The sequence below is a fragment of the Fluviicola sp. genome (assembly GCF_029266855.1).
In the GTDB taxonomy this organism is placed as follows: domain Bacteria; phylum Bacteroidota; class Bacteroidia; order Flavobacteriales_D; family Crocinitomicaceae; genus Fluviicola.
Genome location: NZ_JAQSWB010000001.1, coordinates 243,363 through 269,357 on the forward strand (window position 1 = coordinate 243,363; position 25,995 = coordinate 269,357).

20 protein-coding genes are annotated in these 25,995 nt (G+C 40.6%); 8 read left to right on the forward strand and 12 right to left on the reverse strand.

Annotated features, from left to right (window positions below; genetic code table 11):
• The first annotated feature begins 2 nt into the window (after window positions 1-2).
• The 4 genes from K0S23_RS01060 (at window position 3) to K0S23_RS01075 (ending at window position 4,079) form a co-directional block, all read left to right on the forward strand.
• The gene (locus K0S23_RS01060) at window positions 3-689 is read left to right on the forward strand and encodes a phosphoadenylyl-sulfate reductase (RefSeq protein ID WP_300353065.1); all 687 of its coding nucleotides are present in this window, start codon (window positions 3-5) and stop codon (window positions 687-689) included.
• Window positions 690-834: 145 nt separating this feature from the next.
• Complete coding sequence (cysD, locus tag K0S23_RS01065) at window positions 835-1,734, forward strand: sulfate adenylyltransferase subunit CysD (protein ID WP_300353068.1); 900 nt, start codon at window positions 835-837, stop codon at window positions 1,732-1,734.
• Between the two features lie 78 nt (window positions 1,735-1,812).
• On the forward strand, window positions 1,813-3,054 hold the full coding sequence (locus K0S23_RS01070) for a GTP-binding protein (protein ID WP_300353071.1): 1,242 nt from the start codon (window positions 1,813-1,815) through the stop codon (window positions 3,052-3,054).
• Window positions 3,055-3,068: 14 nt separating this feature from the next.
• Window positions 3,069-4,079: an NAD(P)/FAD-dependent oxidoreductase gene (locus tag K0S23_RS01075; protein ID WP_300353074.1), complete on the forward strand. Its 1,011-nt coding sequence runs from the start codon at window positions 3,069-3,071 to the stop codon at window positions 4,077-4,079.
• A gap of 56 nt (window positions 4,080-4,135) precedes the next feature.
• Here K0S23_RS01075 and K0S23_RS01080 read toward each other — a convergent pair whose 3' ends face one another.
• A complete protein-coding gene (locus K0S23_RS01080) occupies window positions 4,136-4,573 on the reverse strand; it encodes a hypothetical protein (RefSeq protein WP_300353077.1) in 438 nt (145 codons plus the stop codon).
• A gap of 179 nt (window positions 4,574-4,752) precedes the next feature.
• Complete coding sequence (locus K0S23_RS01085; RefSeq protein ID WP_300353079.1) at window positions 4,753-6,714, reverse strand: M1 family aminopeptidase; 1,962 nt, start codon at window positions 6,712-6,714, stop codon at window positions 4,753-4,755.
• Window positions 6,715-6,942: 228 nt separating this feature from the next.
• Between K0S23_RS01085 and K0S23_RS01090 the strand changes: the two genes are divergently transcribed.
• Window positions 6,943-10,173, forward strand: coding sequence for a PAS domain-containing hybrid sensor histidine kinase/response regulator (locus tag K0S23_RS01090; RefSeq protein ID WP_300353081.1), 3,231 nt, complete (start codon window positions 6,943-6,945; stop codon window positions 10,171-10,173).
• Window positions 10,174-10,186: 13 nt separating this feature from the next.
• On the opposite strand, the gene K0S23_RS01095 is transcribed toward K0S23_RS01090, so the two are convergent.
• From K0S23_RS01095 to K0S23_RS01120, 6 genes are all read right to left on the reverse strand, one after another.
• The gene (locus K0S23_RS01095) at window positions 10,187-10,624 is read right to left on the reverse strand and encodes a GNAT family N-acetyltransferase (RefSeq protein ID WP_300353084.1); all 438 of its coding nucleotides are present in this window, start codon (window positions 10,622-10,624) and stop codon (window positions 10,187-10,189) included.
• Between the two features lie 108 nt (window positions 10,625-10,732).
• Window positions 10,733-13,063 carry a prolyl oligopeptidase family serine peptidase gene (locus K0S23_RS01100; RefSeq protein ID WP_300353087.1) on the reverse strand — a complete coding sequence of 777 codons (2,331 nt, stop codon included), beginning with the start codon at window positions 13,061-13,063 and terminating at the stop codon, window positions 10,733-10,735.
• Entirely contained in the window at window positions 13,053-13,592 is a 540-nt protein-coding gene (locus tag K0S23_RS01105) for a hypothetical protein (protein ID WP_300353090.1), read from the reverse strand. Before K0S23_RS01105 ends, K0S23_RS01100 begins: the two co-directional genes overlap by 11 nt.
• Window positions 13,593-13,613: 21 nt before the next feature.
• Complete coding sequence (locus K0S23_RS01110; protein WP_300353093.1) at window positions 13,614-14,222, reverse strand: alpha-ketoglutarate-dependent dioxygenase AlkB; 609 nt, start codon at window positions 14,220-14,222, stop codon at window positions 13,614-13,616.
• A 90-nt stretch (window positions 14,223-14,312) separates the two neighbouring features.
• Complete coding sequence (locus tag K0S23_RS01115) at window positions 14,313-14,591, reverse strand: hypothetical protein (protein WP_300353095.1); 279 nt, start codon at window positions 14,589-14,591, stop codon at window positions 14,313-14,315.
• 82 nt (window positions 14,592-14,673) lie between these two features.
• Window positions 14,674-15,534 carry an SDR family oxidoreductase gene (locus K0S23_RS01120; RefSeq protein ID WP_300353097.1) on the reverse strand — a complete coding sequence of 287 codons (861 nt, stop codon included), beginning with the start codon at window positions 15,532-15,534 and terminating at the stop codon, window positions 14,674-14,676.
• A 144-nt stretch (window positions 15,535-15,678) separates the two neighbouring features.
• Here K0S23_RS01120 and K0S23_RS01125 point away from each other — a divergent pair, with 144 nt between their 5' ends.
• Entirely contained in the window at window positions 15,679-16,062 is a 384-nt protein-coding gene (locus K0S23_RS01125; protein WP_300353099.1) for a helix-turn-helix domain-containing protein, read from the forward strand.
• A 114-nt stretch (window positions 16,063-16,176) separates the two neighbouring features.
• Here K0S23_RS01125 and K0S23_RS01130 read toward each other — a convergent pair whose 3' ends face one another.
• On the reverse strand, window positions 16,177-16,935 hold the full coding sequence (locus K0S23_RS01130; protein WP_300353101.1) for a hypothetical protein: 759 nt from the start codon (window positions 16,933-16,935) through the stop codon (window positions 16,177-16,179).
• 111 nt (window positions 16,936-17,046) lie between these two features.
• On the opposite strand from K0S23_RS01130, the gene K0S23_RS01135 reads away from it, so the two are divergent.
• On the forward strand, window positions 17,047-18,738 hold the full coding sequence (locus K0S23_RS01135) for a M14 family zinc carboxypeptidase (protein ID WP_300353103.1): 1,692 nt from the start codon (window positions 17,047-17,049) through the stop codon (window positions 18,736-18,738).
• Window positions 18,739-18,864: 126 nt separating this feature from the next.
• Complete coding sequence (locus K0S23_RS01140) at window positions 18,865-22,302, forward strand: LamG-like jellyroll fold domain-containing protein (protein WP_300353106.1); 3,438 nt, start codon at window positions 18,865-18,867, stop codon at window positions 22,300-22,302.
• Window positions 22,303-22,423: 121 nt separating this feature from the next.
• On the opposite strand, the gene K0S23_RS01145 is transcribed toward K0S23_RS01140, so the two are convergent.
• The 3 genes from K0S23_RS01145 to K0S23_RS01155 are packed head-to-tail and all read right to left on the reverse strand — an operon-like array spanning window position 22,424 to window position 25,994.
• On the reverse strand, window positions 22,424-23,005 hold the full coding sequence (locus K0S23_RS01145) for a Maf family nucleotide pyrophosphatase (protein ID WP_300353109.1): 582 nt from the start codon (window positions 23,003-23,005) through the stop codon (window positions 22,424-22,426).
• On the reverse strand, window positions 23,002-23,973 hold the full coding sequence (locus tag K0S23_RS01150; RefSeq protein ID WP_300353111.1) for a geranylgeranylglycerol-phosphate geranylgeranyltransferase: 972 nt from the start codon (window positions 23,971-23,973) through the stop codon (window positions 23,002-23,004). Before K0S23_RS01150 ends, K0S23_RS01145 begins: the two co-directional genes overlap by 4 nt.
• A complete protein-coding gene (locus K0S23_RS01155; RefSeq protein ID WP_300353114.1) occupies window positions 23,973-25,994 on the reverse strand; it encodes an OmpA family protein in 2,022 nt (673 codons plus the stop codon). The genes K0S23_RS01150 and K0S23_RS01155 overlap by 1 nt, the downstream gene beginning before the upstream one ends.
• Window position 25,995: the final 1 nt, after the last annotated feature.

Below are 25,995 nucleotides of genomic sequence, written 5' to 3' on the forward strand. Positions count from 1 at the left end.
AAATGATTGAAAAAATAAAGACAATACCTTATACAACCCTGGAAGATTATTTGTTCCGGATCGCTTCACAGGAAGGAGTAAGGGTGGCCTTTTCTTCCAGTTTGAGTTGGGAAGACCAAGTTTTGACTCATGTGATCTATTCGCAGGAATTGCCCATCCGTGTATTTACATTGGATACCGGAAGATTGTTCCCTGAAACATACAGTGTGATCGAAGCGACACGCCAACGGTATCAAAAAGAACTGGAAATTTATTTCCCTGAACATCAGGCGGTGGAACAGTTAGTGACCAGGAAAGGCCCGATTAGTTTCTATGAATCACTGGAAAACAGGAAGGAATGTTGTTTCATAAGAAAAGTAGAACCCTTGAACCGGGCATTGAAAGATGTAGATGTTTGGGTAACTGGGCTTCGAGCAGATCATTCGGAAAACAGATCCGGGTTGGAATTGGTTGAATGGGATGAACAACGCCAGATCGTAAAGATAAATCCACTTGCAAATTGGAGCCTGGAAGAAGTGAAAGCATACATCAGGCAATACAATATTCCTTATAATCCGCTGCAGGATCGCGGATTTGTAAGCTTGGGCTGTCAACCTTGCACACGTGCAATTAAAGAAGGTGAATCTTTCCGTGCAGGAAGATGGTGGTGGGAAGATAATTCAAAGAAAGAGTGCGGATTACATAGTTAAAATATTTTCTCCCCTTGAGGGTCTGACGTCCCGATAGCTATCGGGACTGACGAGTATCAGACTCCGTCATGAGGAGACTAAGAGGGGGGGCAAACACTAAATGACATCCCCCTTCAAAAGGGGAAGAATAAAATAATTTAAAAAAATGAAAGATTATTTAGACGAATTAGAGGCGGAAGCCATTTATATCCTGAGAGAAGTAGCAGGGCAGTTCGACCGGCCGGCTTTATTATTCTCAGGAGGAAAGGACAGCATTTGTTTGGTGCATTTGGCGCTGAAGGCATTCAGACCGGGAAAATTTCCTTTTCCGCTGGTGCATGTAGATACAGGACACAATTTCCGGGAAGCATTGGATTTTAGAGATTCCTTAGCAGCTGAACTTGGAGAACAATTAATCGTCCGAAATGTGGTGGATACAATTGCCAAAAATAAATTACAGGATGCGAAGGGAAAGTTTCCAAGTAGAAATGCATTACAAACTCATACACTTCTTGATGTAATCGAAGAATTTGAATTTGATGCGTGTATCGGCGGAGCACGAAGAGATGAAGAAAAAGCCAGGGCAAAAGAACGTGTGTTTTCTGTTCGGGATGAATTCGGTCAATGGGATCCGAAATTACAAAGACCGGAGTTATGGAGTATTTACAATGGCAAAATTGAGAAAGGTGAAAACGTCCGGGTGTTTCCAATCAGCAACTGGACAGAACTGGATGTCTGGAATTACATCAAACGCGAAAACATTCAGTTGCCGCAGATCTACTTTACACATGAACGCGAGTGTGTTATAACGGAACATGGACAATTGATGGCAAACAACGAATTCCTGAACCTGGATGAAACAGACCGGATCGTAACCAAGAAAGTTCGTTACCGCACAGTAGGTGATATGACTTGTACAGCGGCGGTTGAAAGTGAGGCCTTCACTGTTGATGATATTATTGCAGAAATTTCAGATGCAAAGATTTCGGAAAGGGGCGCAACGCGCATGGATGACCGGATATCAGAAGCAGCAATGGAAGACCGAAAGAAGGGAGGATATTTTTAATTATTAATGAGTAATTATCAATGAAATAAGAGGATTCCTCTTGATAATTAAGCCATTGATAATTCATAATTCAACAAAATGGATTTATTACGATTTTTCACAGCAGGAAATGTAGATGACGGGAAAAGCACTTTAATCGGACGATTACTTTACGACAGTCACTCAATTTCCACCGATATTATTGAAACACTGACACGTCAGAGTAAAACAAGGGGGGAAAACACCACCATAGACCTTGCTTTGCTGACAGATGGATTACGTGCGGAACGTGAACAGGGAATTACGATTGACGTGGCATACAAGTATTTCTCTACAGACAAGCGAAAGTTTATCATTGCGGATACTCCCGGACATGCTCAGTATACACGGAACATGTTTACAGGAGCTTCAACTGCACAGCTGGCAATTATTCTCGTAGATGCCAGGAATGGGATTACCGATCAAACCAAACGACACAGTATTATTTCTGCAACGCTGGGAATTCCCCGTGTATTGCTGTGCATCAATAAAATGGACCTGGTTGCTTACAGCGAAGAACGGTTCAATGAAATTGTTTCCGAATACAACGTGTTTTCGCAGTTGATCGGTTTGAATCAAGTAGATTTCATTCCGGCCTCAGCTTTGGCAGGAGACAATGTTGTTCATCGGTCCGAAAGGCTGGATTGGTTTAAAGGATTACCCTTACTGGAATATCTGGAAACCGTAGAAACAGACCAGAGAGAACAGCTTGAAGCAGCGCGTTTCCAGGTACAATACGTTATTAGGCCTCAAACAGAAAACCTTCACGATTATAGAGGATATGCGGGAAGTATTTTGAGCGGTGAATTTCATACCGGAGATGAGGTACAGATTCTTCCATCCGGTTTAACTACGCGGATTTCCCGGATTGAATCCAATTTGAAGGATGTTCCTTCTGCTGGGAAAAATCAGCCGATAGTAATGCACCTGGAAGATGATCTGGATGTTAGCCGGGGAAATACCATCGTTCCAAAAAATGCAGCTCCTGTTACGGAAAGATCATTGGAGGCAACCATTTGCTGGATGGACCATGCGGCATTTAATTCCACTCAGAAATTTCTGTTGCAGCAAAACAGTTTTCGGACCAAAGCAGTGATCAAAGCTGTTCATTCCAAAATTGATATTCACAGTTTCCGGGATTTGGAAAGTGACGGAAGTTTGAATTTGAATGAACTGGCTAAAGTTTCAATTAAAACAGCAGAAGCCGTCAGTTTTGATCCGTTCAGGGATTTACCGAAATCGGGAGCCTTTATTTTAATAAATGAAAATACAAACCAAACAGTGGCCGCAGGTGTCATTTAAAACGAATAAAAATCATGATTGAAACAGATATCATCATCATTGGAGCCGGTCCGGTTGGACTTTTCACCGTTTTTGAAGCAGGATTATTGAAATTGCGCTGTCATTTAATTGATTCGTTACCGCAACCCGGCGGACAATGCTCGGAGATCTATCCCAAAAAACCGATCTACGACATTCCGGGATTTCCATCTGTTTTAGCCGGGGACTTAGTGACTAATCTTATGGAACAGGCTGCGCCTTTCAAACCAGGATTTACTTTGGGAGAAGCTGCATCTACGATTGAGAAACAAGCAGATGGTTCCTTCGTTGTTTCGACAGTTAAAGGTACCCGGCACAAAGCTCCGGTAGTAATGATTGCCGGCGGACTCGGAGTATTTGAACCACGAAAACCGCCTATCGAAAGTATTGAGCTTTTTGAAGAAAAAGGAGTAGATTACATCATTAAAGACCCGGAAGTTTTCAGAGGAAAGAAATGTGTGATTGCCGGAGGTGGTGATTCGGCATTGGATTGGTCAATTTACCTGGCTGAAAATAACATTGCTTCGGAAGTGACTTTAGTACACCGCAGTGCTTCTTTTCGCGGACATTTAGATTCTGTACAGAAAGTAATTGATATGGCCGATTCCGGGAAAATAGCCCTGATAACAGAAGCCGAAGTAACCGGGTTGAAAGGAGGAAAACAGTTGGAGGAAGTGGTTATCAGTCATTCCAAAAATGGGGAACTGATCACAAAAGCGGATCATTTTATTCCGTTGTTTGGTTTAAAGCCATCTTTGGGACCGATCGCCGACTGGGGACTGGAAATAGAGAAGAATGCAATTAAGGTGGATACTCTGGATTATTCAACGAATATCCCGGGAATTTATGCGATCGGTGATGTCAATACTTATGAGAATAAGCTGAAATTGATCTTGTGCGGTTTCCATGAAGGTACTTTGGCTGTTCAGTCAGCGTTTGCACGGATCCATCCGGATAAAAAGAATATCCTGAAATATACTACTGTGAATGGTGTGAATGGATTTTAAAGAAACCGCTAAAAACAAAAAGGCTCCGAATTTCGGAGCCTTTTTGTTACATATTCTTAGTGCTTGTGACCGTCACCTTCTTTGTGTTCGTGTTCGTGGTTCTCAGTTGTTGAACAAAGTCCCTGAACCTGATGAAAAACATCGTGCAAACCGGAAAGAGATTTTGTGATCTTCTTATCACTTGCTCCGCTTTTGATAGAAGCTTGTAATTTTTCGCTGTCAGTTACCAGCTGATTAACTGCCTTTTTCATTTTTTCGTTATCATAATCCGCTGGAAACTTGGATGCTTGAAGCGCCTTTGCTTTCTCAACCATTTCACCGATTCGGGTTTTGATTGGTTCCAAATTTCCTTCCTCACTCGGATGGAACGTTTGAGCCATTACTTTGTGAAATTCTTTCAATTCCGGCCATTCTTGTTTGTTTTGTGCCGCAGCCTGATTTGCCAATGCAGTAATTCCAAAACCTACTAATAGTAATAAAGCTATTTTTTTCATGATTATATTTTTGTTCCGTAAAATTAGGGATGATTTCTGTACCTAAATGATAAATAACAATAAATTAAAGGTTTGATCGATCGAAATGAACTAAATAAATTGAATCTAAATAAAAACAGTAGACATAAAAAAGTCGCTATCAAACAACAGCGACTTTAAAAGTTTAGTTATCAGCGGATTTAATGCTTAATTAATTCGGTAAATTTCTCTCCCGAATCTTTTGAAACAACCTGGAGAATATATGTTCCCTGTGCTTCATTTTTCAGGTCAAGTACAGTCCAGCTGTTGAACTCACGGGAAGCGATCACACTTCCTTTTGAATCCATTAGCACCAAACTATAGTCACCGGATGCACGCATTTCAATTGTTACAGGTCCGTTGGAAGGATTCGGGAACACAGAAATACGTGGTTTGTTCGGATTGTCTTCAATACCCACTGTGAAGTTGAGATCTTTTACAATGCCGTTTGTTTTATTGCAGATCCAGTTATTCGGATCAATCTTAAGAATATTCACATAGTTTGAAGCATTCGAAATAATGAATTGATTCTGTGTACCGGTAATTTCAAACCGGATCGTTGTATCTGCAACACCGCTTCTGTCAAAACGCAATTCAAGATCATTAGTGAAAACAGGAGTTACGCCCGGCATAGAGGTAGTTTGATTGATCTCTAACAATAAATCGCTTCCTACCGAATTCCAGCGAACGGAATAGATTGGATATCCCTCTCCGAAATACCATTCTTCCAGGAAGTTCGAGAGATCCAAACCGCTTTCATTTTCAAATACGTCAACCAATTCAATTCCCGATGCCACTGAATCCGCATAGATTGTTTGGTAAGCTTTCAGGGCATCATAGAAAACCTGGTCGTCATTGATCAGGAATCGCAAAGTGTGAACAATAGCAGCTCCTTTGTCATAAACCAGTCTTCCTGAAAAAATACTGCCGTCACTCAAAGAATCTTCTACCCATACAGATCCGTCGGGATCGGACATAATATTATCGTGTCTGTCAAGCATATCCTGAAGCTCATCTCCCGGATATAAATTTTCCAGCATGATGTATTCGGCGTAAGAAGCAAATCCTTCGTTTACCCAGATGTCTGCCCAGGAAGAACAAGTAGCGTGATCACCGAACCATTGATGAGCCAATTCGTGACAGGTAAGTGTCGGATTGAAAAAACCCTGTGTTGTCATTGTCTGATGTTCCATTCCCCCTGAAATCGGTGCCATACAATGACCATATTTTTCATCGGCAAACGGATAAGGTCCGAACAAATCGGCAAACAGTTCCATAAAATCAACTGTTTCGTCTATATCATCCTGGAAATTCGGTAAAGTCCCCGGGTTATCGTAAATGAAGTTTTGAATAAGTACTGGACCGGATCCTGCTGGATTTGCAGTGACATTGTATTCCACATAGCGTGCAACTGCGACCGAAATCAGGTAATAATCGATCGGGTGCCTGTGTTTCCATTCAAAGCGATGGGTTCCGTTTCCTAAATCAACTACTTGCTGGAGAATACCGTTGGAACCGGCTTTGCAATTTGATGGAACAGTTATCCAGACAGCACAGCTGTCGGCTTTGTCTTTTAATGATTGTTTTACAGGAAACCATTCATAGGCAGCAAACGGTTCTGATAAAGACCAGGTAACCTGGTTTCCCCAGGAGGGAGAACTCGCATTCGTCATTCCACCTCCGCCGAGCGGGTTTGTCGCTGCAGTAGGAGGAGTTCCGCTGTAATTTACATGGATAACAAAGTTTTCGCCTTGTAATTTATTTACCGGAATCTTCAATGCACTATTCTGACGTGAATAACTGACCGGGTTCCCATCCACTTCAATAGAAGCGATCACAAAGGTGTTAAAGAATTCAACCAGGGCAGTATCCAGGTTTGCTTTTGCTCTTGCATGAATTTCACCCGAACCGGATAAAGCGGTCGTTGTGTTGGTCATGTTCAGGTTCAAAAAGTAATAATGAACATCATAGAGTTCTGTTTGCGCTATTTGAGGAATAGTAAAGGTGTTGCTCTTCATCTGGTTATTTGAGTGCTTCTTTATGGAAGAACAGGAACCATGAGAGTCTTGCGAAAAGTGAAAAAATGGGAGGAAAAGGAAAGAAAGGAGAATTTTGTTTTTCATAGTTTAGTTTTATGCTTCCGAATTTAATTAAGTTTTATCACAAACAGACAGAAAACCGGAAAACAAGTAGCCAAATGCCAGATCCATTTAGTGTAAGGCACAGTTTATTCATTCTTGTTCTTATTATTAAATAATTAGACCTAATTTCACTTTAAACGGCTGTTATTCAAATCTATGGTTTCTATACCAGGAAAGAGGATTTTTGGAAGATTTAGGTTCGGATTACTCGTGTTACTTGTTTTTCTGAATAGCACCTCTGTGTTTGCCGATTCCACTACCGGAAAACAAACATCCGTATCCAAGATCCTTAACCGCGCCAGAGAAATAGAAGATTCGGATATCCATTCAAGCATTGAACTATTATCGCTGGCAAATAAACTTCAGGAAACAAACAAAAAGAAACACTTAAAGTATGAAGTACTGCTTCGCTTAAGTATTTACCATCAGCAAACCGGAAACTTCAAGTCAGCAACCGATTTTGCATACCAGGCATTGGCAGTAGCTGAACAGATAAAGGACCATCAACGAATTGGTGAGGCCGAAAAAACAATTGGGTTAATTTTTAAGGACCTAAAAGTGTTTTTGAAAGCTAAGCATCACTTCGAAAGAGGAATGAGGGAGTTTAAAGCGGTTAAGAACCAGCATGCCTATTTTACTTGTAAAAGCTATATTGGTCATTGTTTAACGGATTATGGCGCCAAGAAAAAAAGCGTATGGTATTTGGACAAAGCAAAGTTAATCTATCAATCTATCTTGTTTGAAGCAAATGCTAAAAAGTCGAAACGCTTTGTTTTATCTTCGAATAACAACTTATCTAACTTATATCTTATCTATCACCAGATCCGTAAACAGAAAGATGATCTGACGATAAGTCGAAAATACGCTTTGAAGTGTATTCAGGGATCTTTGATCCTGAAAGATTCAATGGGTTATGCTGTTGGTTATTCGAACTATGGAGAAGCATATGGACTGGAAGGCAAGATGGATAGTTTAAAGAAATATTTGGATTATGCTCGTTCAATATTTGTGGCGAAAAAGGAACCGGAGTATGTATTCATCAATTGCAGAACCTTAATTACATCTTACTTGAAAAATAATTGGCTGAAGGAAGCAGAAGAACTTTTGGGAAGCTATCGGAATTATATCGAACAGTTCCAGTACCTTGCAGAATATAAGAATTACTACGAGTATTGTTCTGATTTGGAAAGCTTGAAAGGAAACTATAAAGCTGCATATGAGTATCGGGTTAAGTACAATAAAGAGTATGAAGAATACAGTAATGAGGAGAATGCAAAAGAGATCGTCAGACTGCAGTTTCTGTATGATCTGAATAAGAAAAACGAAGAAATTGCAATCCTGAATAAAAATAAACGGCTTCAAAGCGATAACAATGAAAACCAAGTTATTATTCTGAATTTGTTAATAGGCAGTATAGCGCTTTTGGTGGCTTTGCTGATGTTTATTTATGTGCGTTATAAGGATCGGGTATCCTCGAATGAAGTCATCCTTTCCAAGAATAAGCAGTTGGAAAGATTATCCATCGTTGCGAGTAATACAAATAACGGGATTGTCATCACAAATCCACAGGGAATTATCTCATGGGTGAATGAGGGTTTTGTGAGACTTTATGGCTGGGGTTCATCGGAAGAGTTTTTCGCAAAGAAGGGCAATAGTATTTACGATGTAAGCGGGTTGACACGGGCAGAGATCTCAGCGTTTATTGAGCATGCTGTAGAAACCAAAGAATCCGTTATTTTTCAGGCATTTAAAGAGTTGAAGAACCAGGAACAGAAATACATTCAAACTTCGTTAACGCCTGTTTTTGATGAACATGATGAACTGAAATTTTTGGTGTATGTGGATACGGATATTACTGATTTATTAGAAGCCAGAGAACTGGCAATCCGCGAAAAACGCAAAGCAGAAAACGCATTGAAAACACAGGAATTATTCCTGGCAAATGTCAGTCATGAGATCCGTACTCCGATGAATGGAATTATAGGCTTAACAAGACAGTTGAATGATGAGAGTTTATCCGGTACACAGCGGGAAATTGTAAATACACTGGGTATTTCAGCACAGGGTTTATTACATGTGGTAAATGATTTACTGGATGTTTCCAAAATCCGGGCCGGTAAAATGTCTTTTGAATATGTCCGCTTTTCATTGGAGGATCTGCTGTCAACTTTTGTGAGCTCAATTTCTTACCGTGTAGAAGAAAAAGGTTTGAAGTTCCATCTGAATTTTGATGAAACACTGCCAAACTTTGTCATTGGAGACCCAATTCGCCTGAATCAGATTTTATTGAACATTGTTGGAAATGCAATTAAGTTTACAATAGAAGGAAGCATTTCCCTGAAAGTATATCCGATTCACCAAAAAAACGGTTTGGAACGGATACAATTTGAAGTAAGGGATACGGGAATTGGAATCCCTCTGCAAAAGCAGGACTTCGTTTTTGAAAATTTCACACAGCTTGAGGACCATAGAACACGAACAACTTCCGGAACCGGTTTGGGTCTCGGAATTGCCAAATCGTTGGTGGAAGCAATGGGAGGAACTATTAACCTGTTTAGTAAGGAAGGACAGGGAACAACTATTTCATTTGAACTGGATTTTGAACTACACAATCAGCATGTAGAAACTAAAAACGTGAACCAGGAAGATATTGTATTGGTAAAGAACCTGGATGGTTTACGCGTGCTGTTGGTAGAGGACAATACAATTAATCAACGCGTTATCCTATATGATCTGAATAAATGGAATGTTGAAGTTCTTGCGGTAAACAATGCGATTGAGGCGATTACTGTTTTAAAAGACAAACAGTTTGATGTTATTTTGATGGATTACTACATGCCCCGGATGGATGGGATGGAAGCGACCAGGTTTATCCGCTCCAAATTTCCAGAACCAACGTGTTCGATACCGATCATTGCAATTACAGCTTCTGCAATGGTAGGCGATCAGAATAAATTTATTGAAGCCGGCATGAATGACTATATTTCCAAGCCATTTAATCCTGAAAAGCTTTATCAGTTGCTGGTGAAATGGGGGTATCAGAATAACGCAATTTTTACGGAGGCTAAAAGCCAGCAGAAGGAACCTGAAGAGACTTTGCTCGACCTTTCTATCCTGGAAGAGCGTGCGGAAGGGAGTGAGGAATACCTATTGGAAATGTATCAAGCTTACCTGGAAATGATGCCGCAGTATTCCATTGATCTCATCCATTTTTTTGAAGATGAAGACTGGACCGAATTACGAAAACAGGCGCATCAGATTCTAAGTCCTGCTCGCCTGTTTGGAATGAATGTGACTGCAAATCTGTTATTGAAGTTGGAAAAAGAAACGCAGCTAAGCAAGGACGAAATGAAAGAATTGGTTTCTAAGATCGTAGATCAGATCCAGACTTGCGGAAAAACTATCCGTGACCAGATGAGACGACTTACCCCCGAAAGTTAATTGCTAATTATTTTCAAGTCAGTCCTTTTTCATCTAAAATTTTGATAAAGTGAAATCCTCTCGGAGCATATCCCTGGTTGTAATAAAACCGGTGAGCTTTGAAGTTGCTTGTATAGGCATCTAAGGCCATGATATTGCAATTGAGTTGCTTTGCTTTTTCTTCCAGGTAATGCTGGATCAGTTTTCCTGCTCCGGTTCCTCTTGCTTCTTTGGAAACTATGACATTATCCAGTTCCAGGTAAGGTCCGCACCATAATTTTGTTCCGAGCCAGTATCCACTGACAGCAATGCATTTACCCCGGATAAAAACTCCCACTTGTGCGTAGTTGTTTGGAATCATTTGATGAAGCATGCGCTCGTAGTTTTCCGGGTTCAGTTCCGGATACAATTCCCGAAGCACCCCAAGATGAGGTAACATTTCGGCTATTGTTTTTAATTCTCGAATTTCCATATTATTAGAATTACGAATTACGTCCCGATCCGCCGCGGCGGATCGGGATACGAATTACGAATGATTATCTAAATATCTGAGTAAAACTATATAATCTGCAGGTGGAAATTACTTTAAATTCTGTTCAAACAACTCCAAAATACGTCTGTATTCATCAATCCATGCAGGAGTAAAGGTGAAACCGTGAGCTTCAGTAGGGAAGATACTTAATTGAAAGTCGGTTTTTCCCAATTCGATAAAGCGCTGATTTATACGCACAATATCCTGGAACTGCACATTGTCGTCTACCATACCATGAAGCATTAATAACGGTTTTCTCAGGTTTTCCGCAAAATAGATCGGGCTGCTTCTGCGATAAGCCTTTGGATCCGTAGACGGATAATTCAGGATGTTGCTTGTGTATTCGTGATTGTAATGTGCCCAATCCGTAACAGAACGCAATGCGGCTCCGCAATTGAAGGTGTTCGGGGTTTTCAAAAGGGCCATTAGAGTAATAAACCCACCATAACTTCCGCCGTAGATCCCAACGCGATTCGAATCAATAGCGTGATTTTTCACCAGGAAATTCTTCGCATCCACATAATCATTCAAATCCCGATTTCCCATGTTTCTGTAAACATCCGTTCTCCAATCTCTTCCGTAACCTTCACTTGCACGGTAATCCAGGTCAAGTACGGTGTATCCCTTTCCGATCAGTAATTGGTGGAATAACATTTCCCGTTGGTAATAACTCCAGAAATAATGAGCGTTTTGCAGGTATCCTGCTCCATGAACAAATAAAACCGCTGCTCCGTTGGGTTTTTCAGGGGTATATTTCCGGGAATAAATAAGCTGACCGTCTGAAGCAGGAATTTGAATGATTTCAGGGGATTGAAGTTGTAATTGTTCAAAACCGGGAAGCGTACTTTTGGTAAGCGGAACTAATTTTTGTCCCGGGGAATTTGGAACAATACATAATTCCCATGGCTGTGTAGCTGTAGAATAGCGGATAGCCCATGTCTTTTCATTGGGAGACAATGTCCATTCTATTCCGAAATTCCCTTCAAAAAGCGGGATTATTTGTCCTGAAGCAAGGTCTAGCTTATATCCGTTTCTTACTCCTGGGTGGATTTTGTTCCCGATAAAATAAATGCTCTTTTTGTCATTGGAAAGAAAAGGGTCGCGTACTTCCCACTTTCCGTTTGTCAATGCTTTTTTATCCTTCGATTTCACGCTCATCCGGTATAAATGAGAATACCCGCTTTCTTCACTTTGAAAGATGAAATCAGTTCCATTTATCCAGGAAAGTGTTCCTTCTTCTTCGTTCCATTCTGAAATTCCTGGTCCGCCGATCCAGGCTTCATCGTATTGGTGTTCCAATTCACTCAGTTTTCCCGATGCAAGGTCTACCAAACAAATCCAGCGATCCTTGTTGTCATAAGAACGGATGTCGACCAAAGCTGTATTTTCATCCGGGTTCATTATTGCCTGGTGAAAACAGATATCCCGGTCTTTGGAATACAGACCCGATATTCCGTATTCTGCAAGGTATGCCGGTTTTTTACGGATGTCTTTCAAGGTGGAATAATTAACAAAATAAACAGTGTCTTTTTCGGTATCGAAAATTCCCATACGCGAGTTGGGTTCTTTGTCGTTTACTTTTGCTCTTGCCTGCCGGTGATGTGTAAAACCGTCACTTGTAATGTAAGTTTCATAATTTGTGGCAGGTTCATCGGAATCCATAACAAGCACAAACGAAACGTATTTTCCATCCTGGCTGACATTCAGTTTGGCAACATACTCGTTTTTTGAATAATAGATTCCTGCCGGAGTTCTCCGTTTGGGTTGTTTTTCACTCCATTTTTTCTTCTCATCCTGGAGTTTGATGTATGAAAATAATTCGTGCTGCTGTTGATATAAAAAACTGGTATCGGCCTTTTCTGTGGTTTGACTTCCCTGGACAAAATTTGTTATTTGAACAACACTCCCGATCGTTTCATTATAGCAAAACAAGTTGTTCTGGATCATAAAATAAATCCGGGGTGAGTTCTGATTCCTGAAAACACTTCCGATAGTTTCTTTTCCCGAATAAATGATCGTTTTGGATTTGCTTTTCAGATCATAGCGAACCAAATCGCCATTGTCATTAAAGTAATGGTTATTAATTAGTTGGGTGTGATTATCTAAAGTCGGAGTCCAGTTCAATTGATTTCCGGAAACAGGAACCTTAATTGTTCGTTTTTGTTTTAACTGGTAAGCGTACAAACTTCTCCCCAATTCACCGTTCGGATTCCAATCAAAGGTTACGGATTCGTTGTCTAATGCCCAACGGATATTTTGCGGAGAAAAGCCAACAAATTCTTCGCCTTTCATTATTTCTTCCAGGAGAATGGTTTGGGAAAACACCTGGTTTGTAAAGAAGCCAAATGAAAGGATAGTGAAAAGAAGTTTATTGTACATAATAAGGATGTTTACAGTATTTTTTTTCGAAATTTCTTGCCATTGCCTGCATGGACTTTTTGGGGTGATTGGAAATAACTTCAAATAAGGTTTTCAATTCCCGGATTAATTCCGGATATGCTTCCAAATAGTGTTGTTCTATCATGCGAAGTGCATGAAATTTCAAAGCAGGAAGAGCTTCCGATTGATGAAGAAAATCAATGAGAACATCGAGCAACTCCCCGTTTTCAGAACAGTCAAATGGTGCATTGACCAATGCATTTGAAAGGTTCCGCTGCACGGAATGATTTTTTGTTCTGATCAAAACAGCAACCATCAAATCAAATTGCTCGCGTGTCATCAGTTCCGGATGTTTCTCAAAAAAATGAACGGCAATCCATGAAGCATATTCGGGAAATGGGTACTCTTCACATTCGATCTCTTCAAAAACAGCCAATCTCAATGCTTCTTCCTTTACCAGGAATGGAATAACCTCTGCGAAATTGCGTGTGGTTTTGAAATCACTTAGAAATGTTTTTGCGGAACTCATAGACAGTGCATGCTTTCAGTATTATTGTTCAATCGTTCGAAATGTCAGGTTTACTCTTGGTTTTTTAGACAGACGGGTAGGAGGAAGCCTGTGAAGCCAGTTAGTCTGTGTTTCATCTTTCATTACAAGCAAACTTCCGTGTTCCAGTATTAAAGAAACCGTTTCTCCATTCCTTTTGTGTTTAAAAGCAAATTTACGTTCACTTCCAAAACTCACCGATCCGATCGCCCCGTTTTTCTTCAGATCCTTTTCTGCATCGCTGTGCCAGGCCATTCCTTCGCTTCCGTCATGATAGAGATTAAGTAAACAGGAATTGAAGGTTTCTCCTGTTTTTGTTTCAATAATGCGCTTGAGTTCAAGTAATTCTTTCGTCCAGGGTAAAGCCTGTTTGGTTGTGTTTGAATAAGTATATTCGAAGGCTTTGTCGCCATACCAGGCAACTTTCCGTTTCGTGATAATGCGTTTTCCGAAAATGATCGCTTCATCGTTTTTCCATTCGATGTGATTCAGGAGATAATCCAGGAAAAAATCAGCCTGTAACTGAGGAAAAACAACTCCATAGTAATTCACTGTTCCGTCATAGGGAAGCCAATTGTGAGTTTCGTCTACAGGAGGAGTGAATAAATCCATTGTTTAAAATTATGAATTATCACTGGTATAATTGGTAAGAGTATTGCTCTTATATCATTTATAATTGCTAATTGATAATTTTGGAAAAGTTTACTTTTTCTGGTAAAACTTCAAAATGGATTTTCCGAAAATCAGGAATAAAATGCACGTACACGCTGCACCAAGAAAAATCCCGTTTTCCAAAATAGCTTTAATTCCATAGCGGATATGAAACAAGACCAATGCAAGAATAAATTGTACAACTGCATACCAGATGTTTGCAGCAGGCCTGTAACCGAATAGTCCCAAAAAGCGGGTTTTGGTTATTCCAAGTACAAAATGCGGAAGAGCATTCACGATTAAAACGCCAATAAGAAAGTCTAGAATCATAAATTTTATCAATGAATCGCTGAAGTTACAAAATAAAAAAAGCGATCCGTAAACGAACCGCTTTTAAAATCAAAGGGATTGATTATTGGTATATTTCTCCGATAAATTGATCCAGAGAACTTGGTTTTCTTCCTAAAAGCTGCTCTAAATGTGTATTGGGAATATCAAAATCGCCATCTTTTGTTGCGGTTGCAAATCCAAGTGAAAACCCGATCACTTCTTCCGGAACACCTGCCTCGGATAATGCTTTTGAAAAATCCGCTACAGAGACATCATTATAGGCAACGGTCTTTCCGCTATGAGCAGAAATAGCATTGGCAACATCCTGGTAGGAGTAGCTCTCCACATTCGAAATTTCGTAAGTTTTATTCTCATGTCCAGGAGAACTTAACACATTGGCAAAAGCTTCAGCCATTTCGGTTCTTAAAGTATATGGAACACGTCCGTTTCCGGCAGGAAAGTTAATTCCGGTTTCCTGAACCTGTTGGCCTACAAAAACCGGGATCACATCTGCGTATAAATTGTCGCGCAGGAAAGTGTAGGTCAAACCCGAATCCAAAATGTACTTTTCCGTATCGAAATGAACTCCCATAAATGGTTTTAAAGCGGATTTTTCCAGGTTTTGCATCGAAACACCGGTGTAAAGGATGTGTTTCACTCCGGCTTCTTTTGCTGCGTCAACCGCTCTTTTTTGTTGTCCTAAACGATCTTCCAAATCACTGGAAGAAATCAAAAGTACTTTTTCAATTCCCTGAAATGCTTTTACCAGTGACTCTTTATCGTGGTAGTTGCCAATTCTTACGTCGACTCCCAGTTCTTTTAAGCCTTTTGCTTTGTCTGCATCGCGAACCAGCACTGCTACTTCATTTGCCGGAATTTTTTTTACCAGGAATTCTACTGTTGCTTTTCCTAAATTTCCTGTTGCGCCTGTTACTAAAATCATATGTCAATTTTTTAATTTGTAAAGTCCTGATATTTATCATCAGGATGATGGAACAAAGCTACAGGATCTTACTATACAAAAAGAAGTCCTATACTTTTGTATAGCGATATACTTTTGTATACTTGTATCGCGTAATTTTGTAAAATGGAAGAAGGAATCGATTTTAAAGAAGCAACATCCTGCCCGATCCAGTTTGTTTTGGCAATCAATGATACCATGAATGTCATTTCGGGTAAGTGGAAATTGCCTATTATAGCGACCATGTCATTCGGGAAGCAACGGTTTACCGAGATTCAGCGGAAGATTCCGAAGATTACACCGAGAATGCTTTCCAAGGAATTAAAAGAATTGGAATTGAACGGGATTGTAAAACGAACGGTTTATGATTCGATTCCTGTTTTGGTGGAATACGAATTGACGGAATCTGCAAAACAATTAAGTGATGTGATGAATAGCATGATTAGTTGGGGGATTAATCATCGTAGAGGAATAGTGGAGGAGAATAAGCTTGAAAATATGGCAGTTTGAGCGGTTTAACGTATTGTCCATTTTTTGAGAATTCGAAAATTCGCGTGTTCGCGAAATAGCGAACAGGTCAAGGTTTATAATACTGTAATCACCGTGTTGATTTTTATTCAACTTTCACTCGGCTTTTTCAGGCTTCGTAAAGGCTATCCATTCCGTTTCCTCTGAAACATTTCCTGAAACATCGATGATCATGAACTTTACCTGATAGTTCATTCCTTCGTCGAATATGAAAGCTCCGGAACACATACCATGTCCGATAGAAATACCTTCTCTTCCTTCGCTAATATAATACGTTGTCTCTTTACCGGTCTCAACGGATCGAACGGTTGTTTTTATTAAATAATCAGATTGCTCTTTAATCTGTGAATCAAAATTAACATGAATAGAGGGGCCACATCCATAATGCCGGAATGATTTATTTTTCTCCTTTGGCACCACTATCCATCGGGGAACTTCCGTATCACTTTCGTCGGTTACGAAATAAGTGATTGCATCGTATTTTTGAGTTTTCGAATTGTAGTTACCCAAATTTTCATAGTCAGGTAAATGTTCGATTACCAATTGGTATTCTTTTCCCGGAGTTAATGATCTTTCAGGTTTCAACAGCGCCTGGGTTAAGAAAAACTGTCCGACATGAATCTCTTCAACAACTAATGAAATCCGTTCGCCTCCGGACTTTAAATAAATCGGAAATTGCTTATTCAAACCATTTATTACGTGCTGACTTTCTGCATATCCATCCAAAATAAAAACACTCGTTTTTTTTATTTCCTTTTGATTTGGAAAGACATACAAACCCGTTCCGGCACAATCTGCTGAACATTTAAATCCCATGCAAATAAAAATCAGGAAAGCAATAACCGAAGATTTCATAGACCCTTTTTTATCTTGTACACTACTACTTAAAATTAGTTCATCTTCTTGAATTAAATTTGTCTGTCTGTCACTACTTCAGGATTTGCAGAGATATCTTATTTTTAAGCCATGAAACTTGCATTCTTCACACTGATATTTCCCCTGCTTACCTTGGCACAATGGGGTGAGAATAAAACTCCCACATATCCCGAATTGATAGAGATCTATAAAAAATGGGATCAGAAGCATCCGGAAATTGAATTGTATCAAATGGGTGAATCCGACACGGAGTTTCCGCTTTACGTAGTAATTATTAATGGGGCAGGAGATTCCCTGCAAACCTTTCAGAAAGCCCGCGACAATACAAGTATTTTAATCAATAATGCTATTCATGCCGGTGAACCCGATGGTGTAAACGCCTGTTTATTGTGGATCGAAGAATGGATCAGGAAGGGAAAGAAAACAAAAGATTTGCCGCTAATTGCAATTATTCCTGCTTATAATGTGGGCGGAATGATGAACAGATCTTCATCCAGCAGAGCAAACCAGGATGGTCCGGCTGAGTACGGTTTCAGAGGGAATGCACAAAACCTGGACCTGAACCGGGATTTCATCAAGATGGATTCCAAAAACATGAGAACCTTTGCCTCGATCTACCACGCACTTGATCCGGATGTATTCGTTGATACGCATGTTTCGAACGGAGCGGATTATCAATACACTCTGACCTTTATTCATCCAATGAAAGAACGGATGGATCCGGGAGTTCGGAATTTATTTACACAAAAATACCTTCCTAATCTGACCGAGACATTGAAAAAGGAGAGTTGGGATTGGTCGCCGTATGTGGAGACGACCGGGGAAACACCGGAATCGGGCATCCAGGCATTCAATGATCTTCCGAGATATGCACAAGGTTACGGAACACTTTTTCATGCACTGAGTATTACAGTGGAAACTCACATGCTGAAACCCTTTCCACAGCGGGTCCGGGCAACTAAAGATTATTTAAACTTTTTATTCAGCTGGAGTAAGGAGAATACTTTGGCCATTGAAAATGCCAGGAAAGATGCATTTAAGCGAGATATGAAACAAGCTTATTTCCCAATGAATTATAAGCTAAGTGAGCAAAAAGATTCGATTTTGTTCAAAGGCTACGAATTCGGATACAAACCAAGTGAAGTTTCAGCAAAGGACCGTTTATTTTATGATCGCTCAAAACCGTTCACGAAATATATTCCTTATTTCCAAACGTATCGATACCAGGATTCTGTCAGGATTCCAAAAGGATATATTGTTTCACTGGAAGCAGAAAACATTATTGAGCGTTTGAGAGCAAATGGAGTGAAATTCATGGAAATGGATAGTATAACACAGAAAGTTCATACGATCAGGATCCTGGATTTCGAATCCGGCAACCGGCCATATGAAGGACATTATTTACACCGGAAAGTAAAAAGCATCGAGCAGGAAGAACAGGTTCGTATCCCGAAAGGCAGTGTTTGGATTCCCTGTGATCAGGACAAACTGAATTTTATTATCAGTGTTTTGGAGCCGCGTGCCGAAGACTCATACTTTGCCTGGAACTTTATGGACAGTTATGTACAGGAGAAAGAATATTTTTCTGCCTATGTTTTTGAAGACGAAGCGGCGAAATTGTTGAATAATGATCCGGGTCTTAAAGCAAGGTTAGAAGAAAAGAAAAAATCCGACCCGGAATTCGCAAAAAATGGAGAAGCTCAGTTGTTTTTCATTTATCAGAATTGTCATCACTTTGAAAACAAGACATTTAATCGGCTTCCGATTTTCAAATCTTATTAGTCAGCAATACAAGACTTGGATGTAATTTGGGTGCAAAAAGGACTTTGTCCCGGAAATGTCACAAAATCGATATAGGTATGGAGTGTTCTTTGGGTTATCTTTACCCTCCTATACTGATTATAAGATATGAAAAAACTATTTCTCTCAGGTTTTCTTGCATTTGGAGCACTTGCTTCATTTGCCCAGGACACAACCTGGGTTCAGACCTACACGTTTGACACCATCGTATCCAGAAGAGCTGAATTTCAATTTCCGGCAAGTTTAGATACCAAGCGTTTTGAAAAGGTGTTAATGTATTACAAGTTAAAATGCAGTCCTTTAACCACATGGGATAACTACAATTGCGGTGAATGGGATTATTTGGCTTATACGCGAATTTTCGAGCATACTGGGATCATGGATTCAGTGCAGGTAGACGGGGAAAAGTTTAAAGTAAATACAACAGCTCCGCTATCTTACGCATATGCAAATCAAGCATATTACGATCAGCAGTACCGGCAAGTAGCAAGGAGAACACTTCAAACTTCCAATATGCATGCTATTTCTGGAACAGCAGCCTCCAATGTTAATTTTGTGAGTACAGGTTCCAACGGCGCAAAAATGCAATGGATCGTTTCGGCATCTGACCTGGCTGCAAACGGAATTGTTGCCGGAGACCTTCAGGCATTGCAACTGATGTTTAACCAGGGAATTTCCGAATTGGAGAATGTAACGATCAAATTGAAGCATACTTCGGCAAGTGCCTTGACCAACTGGGAAACAAGCGGATTAACAGCGGTCTATGCTGATGACGTGATGAATATTGTTAACGGAGCAACTGTTTTCCATTTCGGACAAGCATTCAATTATAATGGAACAGACAACCTGATCATTGAAATTTCTTACGAAGATGCGCATGTATCAGGGATTTCAAGCGGACTTGCCATGCAGACCCTCGGCTCAAATTCCTCTTTATTTTATAACAACAGAGGTGGAGTATTCAACGCTACCGGGAGTAATTATGCAGATGTCAACCTGAGTAATGTTGAACCGGGAGCAGACGTAACTGTTGCTTTTTGGGCAAAAGGAAACGGAGTTGCGGGAACCAGTACTTCGGTTTTGGAAGCGGTAGATTCATTAAACCAACGAATTTTCAATATTCATTTCCCATGGTCGGATAACAACATTTATTTTGACGCGGGTAACGGATCGAGTTATGACCGGATTTCAAAATTGGCAACGGCAACAGATATTGATAATGTCTGGCATCATTGGGCTTTCGTTAAAAAGTCATCAAGCGGTCAAATGTTTATCTATAAAGACGGTGTTCAATGGCATTCCGGAACCGGAAAAATATTACCGGTAGGAAAGATCTCCCGTTTTGTTTTGGGGGCGAATGCTGATAATGCGAATTTCTACAACGGACAACTGGATGAATTATCTGTTTGGTCGACAGCCTTAAGTGCCGCAGACATTTCAGCATGGATGAATAAAAAGATCACTAACACACACCCGAATTATTCGGATCTGGAACTTTACTACGATTTTGACGGTGAGCGCGGGATCATTGACCGAAGCACTCATAACCGATTGGCAATGGCTTCAAATACAAGCGCTGTTATGACCTTAAATAACAGTTATATTGCCGGAACGGAAATGATCAGTGAGATTCCTGTTTTTTCATTGGACCAGGGAACTTACAATACTTCTACTGCGGATTCTGTTTTAACAGCAGTTTTTCCGGAAGTTTCCGTGAAGTTTAATTATGTTGCAAGTGATAACAGTTTCATTGTTTCTTCCAATGAGAAAACATATGCTTTAGCTACTGTCGATACCCTGACTTCTGCAGGAACAACGATTAGTTCAGGTCCGAGTCCTGTTGATGTAACGGAAACAAATGATACGATTACCTATTTTCAGGCCCCATTTGAAGAAGTAAACGACATTGAGATCGGACGATACATTACACCTTATGGAATCGGGTTTGATTTGGGACCTCAGGGATTTACGTGGATCTACGATGTAACGGATTACCAGAAGTATCTGCACGGAATGGTTGATTTGGCAGCGCATAACACGCAAGAACTAATCGATCTGAAATTCGCATTTATAGAAGGAATTCCGGCAAGAGATGTTCACGATATTCAGCCCGTTTGGCAAAACTGGACTTCCTATAACTATGCCGAGATGGCTAACGATGTGGTTTTGCAAGCAACTCCGGTTGCACTTTCAGACACCTCCGAAAACTTTAAGATCAGAACGCGCTTAACCGGGCATGGTCAGGTTGGTAACGGAGCTTGTTGTGAATGGCAAGACAAACAACACAAAATCATCATCGATGGCGTGGAGCGTTTCAGCTGGAGTATCTGGAGAGACGATTGCGGGAAAAACCCGAATATTGGTCAGGGAGGAACCTGGCCGTATGCACGTGAAGGCTGGTGTCCGGGAGATATGGTCAGGGAATTCGATCATGAACTGACTTCCTATGTGACACCTGGCGATACGGTGATAATTGATTATGACGTATCAGATGTCCCTGCGAATGATGCAGGACAAGCAGGAGGGAATTTCGTAACTGCAATTGACCTGGTTTCCTATTCAGCACCAAACTTTCAGCACGATGCGGCAATTTTGGATATATTGAATCCGAACAGCTACGAATATTACAGCAAATGGAATCCAACCTGTTCAAATCCTCGGGTGATCCTTCAAAATAACGGAGCTCTTCCTTTAACATCTTGTAAAATACGCATTTGGGTTTCTTACGGTAATTTCATTGATTATACATGGAACGGAAACCTGGGCTTCCTTCAGAAAGAAATAGTTGAAATTCCGATTCCAAATCAAAACTTCTGGTTCGGAGCTAATCCGGCGAGTGGATTCTACGCCCGCGTGATTGAAATTGACGGATCAGCTGCACTGGATGAATATGCAAACAATAATGAATTCAAAACGAAGTATACGGCACCGGAAATGATTAACGGGGCATTCTTTGTTTGGATGACAACGAATAACAAGGCAAACGAAAACAAATGGAGATTGGTGGATCATAACGGGAACATTATTTTCCAGAGAACAGCCTTAACAAATACAACAGATTATAAAGATACCTTTAACCTGGCTCCGGGATGTTATTCCCTGATCCTTGAAGACAGCGATGATGACGGGATCGGTTTTTGGTACTCTGCACAAGTTGAAGGCGAAACAACAGGAGGATTCAGAGTACGGAAAGTGGGTGGTTCCATGATGGAAATCTTCCCTGCCGACTTTGGTTCATACCATCGTTATGATTTCTCTGTCGGTTTTACATTAGGCTTGGATGAAGAAGTGCTGAAGAATGAATTACTTGTTTTCCCGAATCCTGCAGCTGAGAAAATGCGAGTGGAATTAGTAGGTAATATTGGAAACAATGCAAAAATAGAAGTGATTGATATGAATGGACGGGTAGTGAAATACCAGGCAGTTCTTAACAACAATCAAACATATGCAGCAGATTTCCAGGTTGGAGATTTACAAAACGGATACTACCTTGTTCGCGTAAGCGGGGATAACGGTTCGGAAACGACACCGTTTGTTAAGCAGTAAAGGAATCAGATAACTATTGAAACGCGGTTCATTTTATTGGGCCGCGTTTTTTTTGCGCCTGATAATTTTGGGATTTCGGGAAAACCCAATGTCCCAATATTGGGGCAGGGAATACCAATAATCATTTTTCAAATGAAACAAATCCTTGAATCTCCTTATACAAACGATTGGTTGGAAGTCCCATCACATTGGTATACGTTCCTTCCATGCGTTTTACGGCCACATAACCGATCCATTCCTGCACGCCGTAAGATCCGGCTTTGTCAAAGGGTTTGTACTGATCAATGTAAAAGTTGATATCTTCTTCTGTGAGGTGTTCAAATTCTACATCCGTTCGTTCGGAAAAGGAGGTGCTTTTTACCCGGGAGCCAATGAAAACTCCGGTTATTACTGTGTGCTTTCTTCCTGATAAACGCGATAACATCTTTTTTGCATCTTCAAAATCCACCGGTTTCCCAAGAATTTCACCTTCAAGAATAACTACAGTATCTGCACAGATGACCGCTTCGTGATCGGCCAGGCCGGGCAGGAGGGCAGCGGCTTTCAGTTTTGCAAGAAACTCGGGAACTTCCGAAGCCGGAAGCGAATCAGGGTAAAGCTCTTCCGTATCTTTTATCCTTACTTCAAATTCGATACCAATACCTGCCAGAAGTTCTTTTCTCCGGGGGGATTGGGAACCGAGGATCCATTTAATTTCGTTCATAGGAAATACCAGTAAAAAGGCATGCAACAACCGATCAGCATGGTGATTTTTAAAATTAGGTCGATGTGTTTTAAACGACTTCGATCGGGTTTATTGAGCAAAAGAATACAACAGATAATCAGCAGGAGATAGATGATAAAGGAAGGTCCCATGACCCGTATGAATGTTTGATTAAAAACAGAGTATCCTTCAATTAAGAAAGGAAGAGAAACTCCAATAATTGCCAGTAAGCCGAACAGTGAAATCCACCTTGCCTTGTTGGTTCCCAAAACGATTGGAATAGTTTTCGCTTTTAGTAAAAGATCTCCTTCCACATCTTCCATATCTTTCACGATTTCACGAACCAGGTTTAAACAGGAAGCGAAAAATGCCAATGCAACGACAAAGAAAATCTTGAGGTTCAGCTGAGAGATCCAATTGGCTCCTTCTTTAAAATCACTCATGAAATTGGCGCTTTGAAAAGGAGTAGTGAGGCCTAAGAAGTGAATTCCGCAGAGTAAGGGTACCAAGCCCGTTAATGCAGCAATAAACAGGTTCCCGATGAGGAATTTCCGTTTAAAATACATGGAATAGAACCACAGGATATTGATACTCAGCAAATGGATGAATACATACCAGAATGTTTCGTATGCCCATGTCAAATAACAGGCAATGGAAAAGGCTACAAAGTTGAGGATCCAATGTGAAACAATCGCCCATCTGGGTTTAATGTATTTCCCGATTATGACCTTGTTCGGTTTGTTGATCCGGTCTGCTTTCACATCAAAATAGTCATTGATAATGTTTCCGGCTGCGGCGATCAATACCGTAGAAAAAACCAGCAGGAAGTAATCAATTGCCTCGTTGGGATGTGATCTTTTGAGTAAAACATCTTCGGAGAAATAGGGAATAAAGAACACACGGATTCCATACATTGTCAGGATGATGACAAGCAGGTTGATTGGTCTTATGAGTCGAATGAAATGCATTACTTCACAATCTTATATTCTGTTCTGCGATTTTCCTGGTGCGCTTTTTCTTTCTCTTTTTCCGTTGTCATTTTTGCAATGGCTTCGTCAGAGAAAATAGGCATTGTTTCACCGTAACCTTTTGAAGACAATCTGGAAGTCTCAATTCCCTGGCTGATCAGATAATCCTTCACTGACTTAGCCCGTGCTTCAGATAGTGCTAAGTTTTCAGTAGCATCGCCTCGTGTATCGGTATGTCCGCCAATTTCAATTTTAGTAGCCGGGTTTGCTTTTAACAAATCACGAAGTTTATTCAATTCAACAAAGGATTCCGGTCGAAGTGTTGCTTTATTTAAATCAAAGAAGACATTCTTTAAAGCGGTTGCTGTTCCGGAAGCTGTGAGCGGAACCATCGGAACATCCATGTGGAAAGATTCCTGGTTACCAGCTATAGTCATGTTGAAATTTTGGGAGAAGAAGGTATATCCCGGATAACTTACTGATAACGCATATTCTTCATTTAAAGGAAGCGAAACAGTGAAAGTACCCGTAACCTGGTCTGCTTCAGACTTAATGACTTCAACTCCTGTTTTGATGTTTACCAGGGAGAATTTCCCCGGCAACGGTTTCTTCGTAATTGCATCGAATACCAAACCATCGAAATACAAGGTTTTCACCGGTCGGAATTTTTCCGGCATGATGAAATAGTAGATATCAAGGTCGCCGAAACCTCCTTCACGATCAGAGGCAAAGAATGCAACTTCGCCATCTGCACTAACAAGCAGTGAATTTTCATCCGCACTTGTATTGATCGGATATCCCAGATTTTCGGGTTTACTCCATTCGCCTTTGTCGTTCATGCGTGACATGAAGATATCCAATCCACCCATTCCGGAATGGCCCTGGGAAGAGAAATACAATGTTTTTCCATCCGGATGGATCAAAACTGATTCCTCCATGTAAGGTGTGTTGATCGTACTCGGTAATCGAACAGGTGTATCCCAGGAACCATCTTCTTTTAAAGTTGAAAAATAGATATCCGAATCCGGCCTTCCGTTTCGTGTCATTGCTTTTCGAACGAAATAAAGCGTTTTCCCGTCTGCCGATAACGATGGCTGAGATTCCCAGTTTCCTGTATTGATTGCTCCAGGAAGGTTCACAGGATCAATCCATTGACTGCCCAAACGCTTGGTATAAAACAAGTCGCAGCTTCCTTTTCCTTTTCTGTTCTCTCCGTAATTTGTACCGCTTTCATCCGAACATGCTACGAAGATGAGATTCCTTCCGTCGGCACTGATTGTCGGTGCGCCTTCATTATTTACCGTATTGATATTTTTCGGCATGGGAAAAGCTGCTTCCCAGGTATTAAAGGTGCTTAGATTGGAAACATAAAAATCTTCCTGTTTCTGGAAAGGTCCGTTTACACGCTTGTCATCGATTAAACGCGTAAACAAGAGTGTTTTTCCATCAACAGTAATCGTAGGGAAGTATTCAGGGTCTTTTGTATTTACTCCAGGTCCAAGATTTACCGGTTTAAATTGGGTTGGATTTTTCATTGCCTCAATCGCAAAAGCACAATCGCTGATGATTCGTTTTGCAAGAGCAATATTATCCGGATGTGCACCTTTTACCTGGGTGAAAGTGGTTAAGTTCTTCACTGCATTTTCGTACTCACCGACACTGTATTCCAATGTTCCAAGATAAAAATAAGTAGCACCGCCTGAAGTTGGATTCGGGTTAATGGCCAGTGCTTTGCGGTAGTGTTCAATTGCTTTGTATGGCTGATTTAATTCTTCATACATTTCAGCCTGTACCATGTGAGCTTCCCAAAAATTAGGATCCTTTTCCAAAGCTTTCTCTAAAAGTGCAATTCCGCCGGCATAATTCGGACCATGGGTTTTAGGATCAACGGATTTACCCGGTTCATCGCGTCCCTGTTCATATAAGGCGATTGCTTTTTTGTTTTTGGAAGAATAAGTCATTTGAGCAGTGGAGCAGGAAGCTGTTGCAAAAATGAAGAAAGCCAATAAAAGGTTTTTCATG

Excerpts from the sequence above, each read along its gene's own strand:
- K0S23_RS01110 (WP_300353093.1), bottom strand. The coding sequence starts at position 14,222 with ATGGATTTATTCACTCCTCCTGTAGACGAAACTCACAATTGGCTTCCC.
- K0S23_RS01085 (WP_300353079.1), bottom strand. The coding sequence starts at position 6,714 with ATGAAAAACAAAATTCTCCTTTCTTTCCTTTTCCTCCCATTTTTTCAC.
- K0S23_RS01060 (WP_300353065.1), top strand. The coding sequence starts at position 3 with ATGATTGAAAAAATAAAGACAATACCTTATACAACCCTGGAAGATTAT.
- K0S23_RS01150 (WP_300353111.1), bottom strand. The coding sequence starts at position 23,973 with ATGCATTTCATTCGACTCATAAGACCAATCAACCTGCTTGTCATCATC.
- K0S23_RS01120 (WP_300353097.1), bottom strand. The coding sequence starts at position 15,534 with ATGATTTTAGTAACAGGCGCAACAGGAAATTTAGGAAAAGCAACAGTA.
- K0S23_RS01105 (WP_300353090.1), bottom strand. The coding sequence starts at position 13,592 with ATGAGTTCCGCAAAAACATTTCTAAGTGATTTCAAAACCACACGCAAT.
- K0S23_RS01080 (WP_300353077.1), bottom strand. The coding sequence starts at position 4,573 with ATGAAAAAAATAGCTTTATTACTATTAGTAGGTTTTGGAATTACTGCA.
- K0S23_RS01100 (WP_300353087.1), bottom strand. The coding sequence starts at position 13,063 with ATGTACAATAAACTTCTTTTCACTATCCTTTCATTTGGCTTCTTTACA.
- K0S23_RS01070 (WP_300353071.1), top strand. The coding sequence starts at position 1,813 with ATGGATTTATTACGATTTTTCACAGCAGGAAATGTAGATGACGGGAAA.
- K0S23_RS01155 (WP_300353114.1), bottom strand. The coding sequence starts at position 25,994 with ATGAAAAACCTTTTATTGGCTTTCTTCATTTTTGCAACAGCTTCCTGC.
- K0S23_RS01075 (WP_300353074.1), top strand. The coding sequence starts at position 3,069 with ATGATTGAAACAGATATCATCATCATTGGAGCCGGTCCGGTTGGACTT.
- K0S23_RS01095 (WP_300353084.1), bottom strand. The coding sequence starts at position 10,624 with ATGGAAATTCGAGAATTAAAAACAATAGCCGAAATGTTACCTCATCTT.
- K0S23_RS01130 (WP_300353101.1), bottom strand. The coding sequence starts at position 16,935 with ATGAAATCTTCGGTTATTGCTTTCCTGATTTTTATTTGCATGGGATTT.
- K0S23_RS01135 (WP_300353103.1), top strand. The coding sequence starts at position 17,047 with ATGAAACTTGCATTCTTCACACTGATATTTCCCCTGCTTACCTTGGCA.
- K0S23_RS01145 (WP_300353109.1), bottom strand. The coding sequence starts at position 23,005 with ATGAACGAAATTAAATGGATCCTCGGTTCCCAATCCCCCCGGAGAAAA.
- K0S23_RS01140 (WP_300353106.1), top strand. The coding sequence starts at position 18,865 with ATGAAAAAACTATTTCTCTCAGGTTTTCTTGCATTTGGAGCACTTGCT.
- cysD (WP_300353068.1), top strand. The coding sequence starts at position 835 with ATGAAAGATTATTTAGACGAATTAGAGGCGGAAGCCATTTATATCCTG.
- K0S23_RS01125 (WP_300353099.1), top strand. The coding sequence starts at position 15,679 with ATGGAAGAAGGAATCGATTTTAAAGAAGCAACATCCTGCCCGATCCAG.
- K0S23_RS01115 (WP_300353095.1), bottom strand. The coding sequence starts at position 14,591 with ATGATTCTAGACTTTCTTATTGGCGTTTTAATCGTGAATGCTCTTCCG.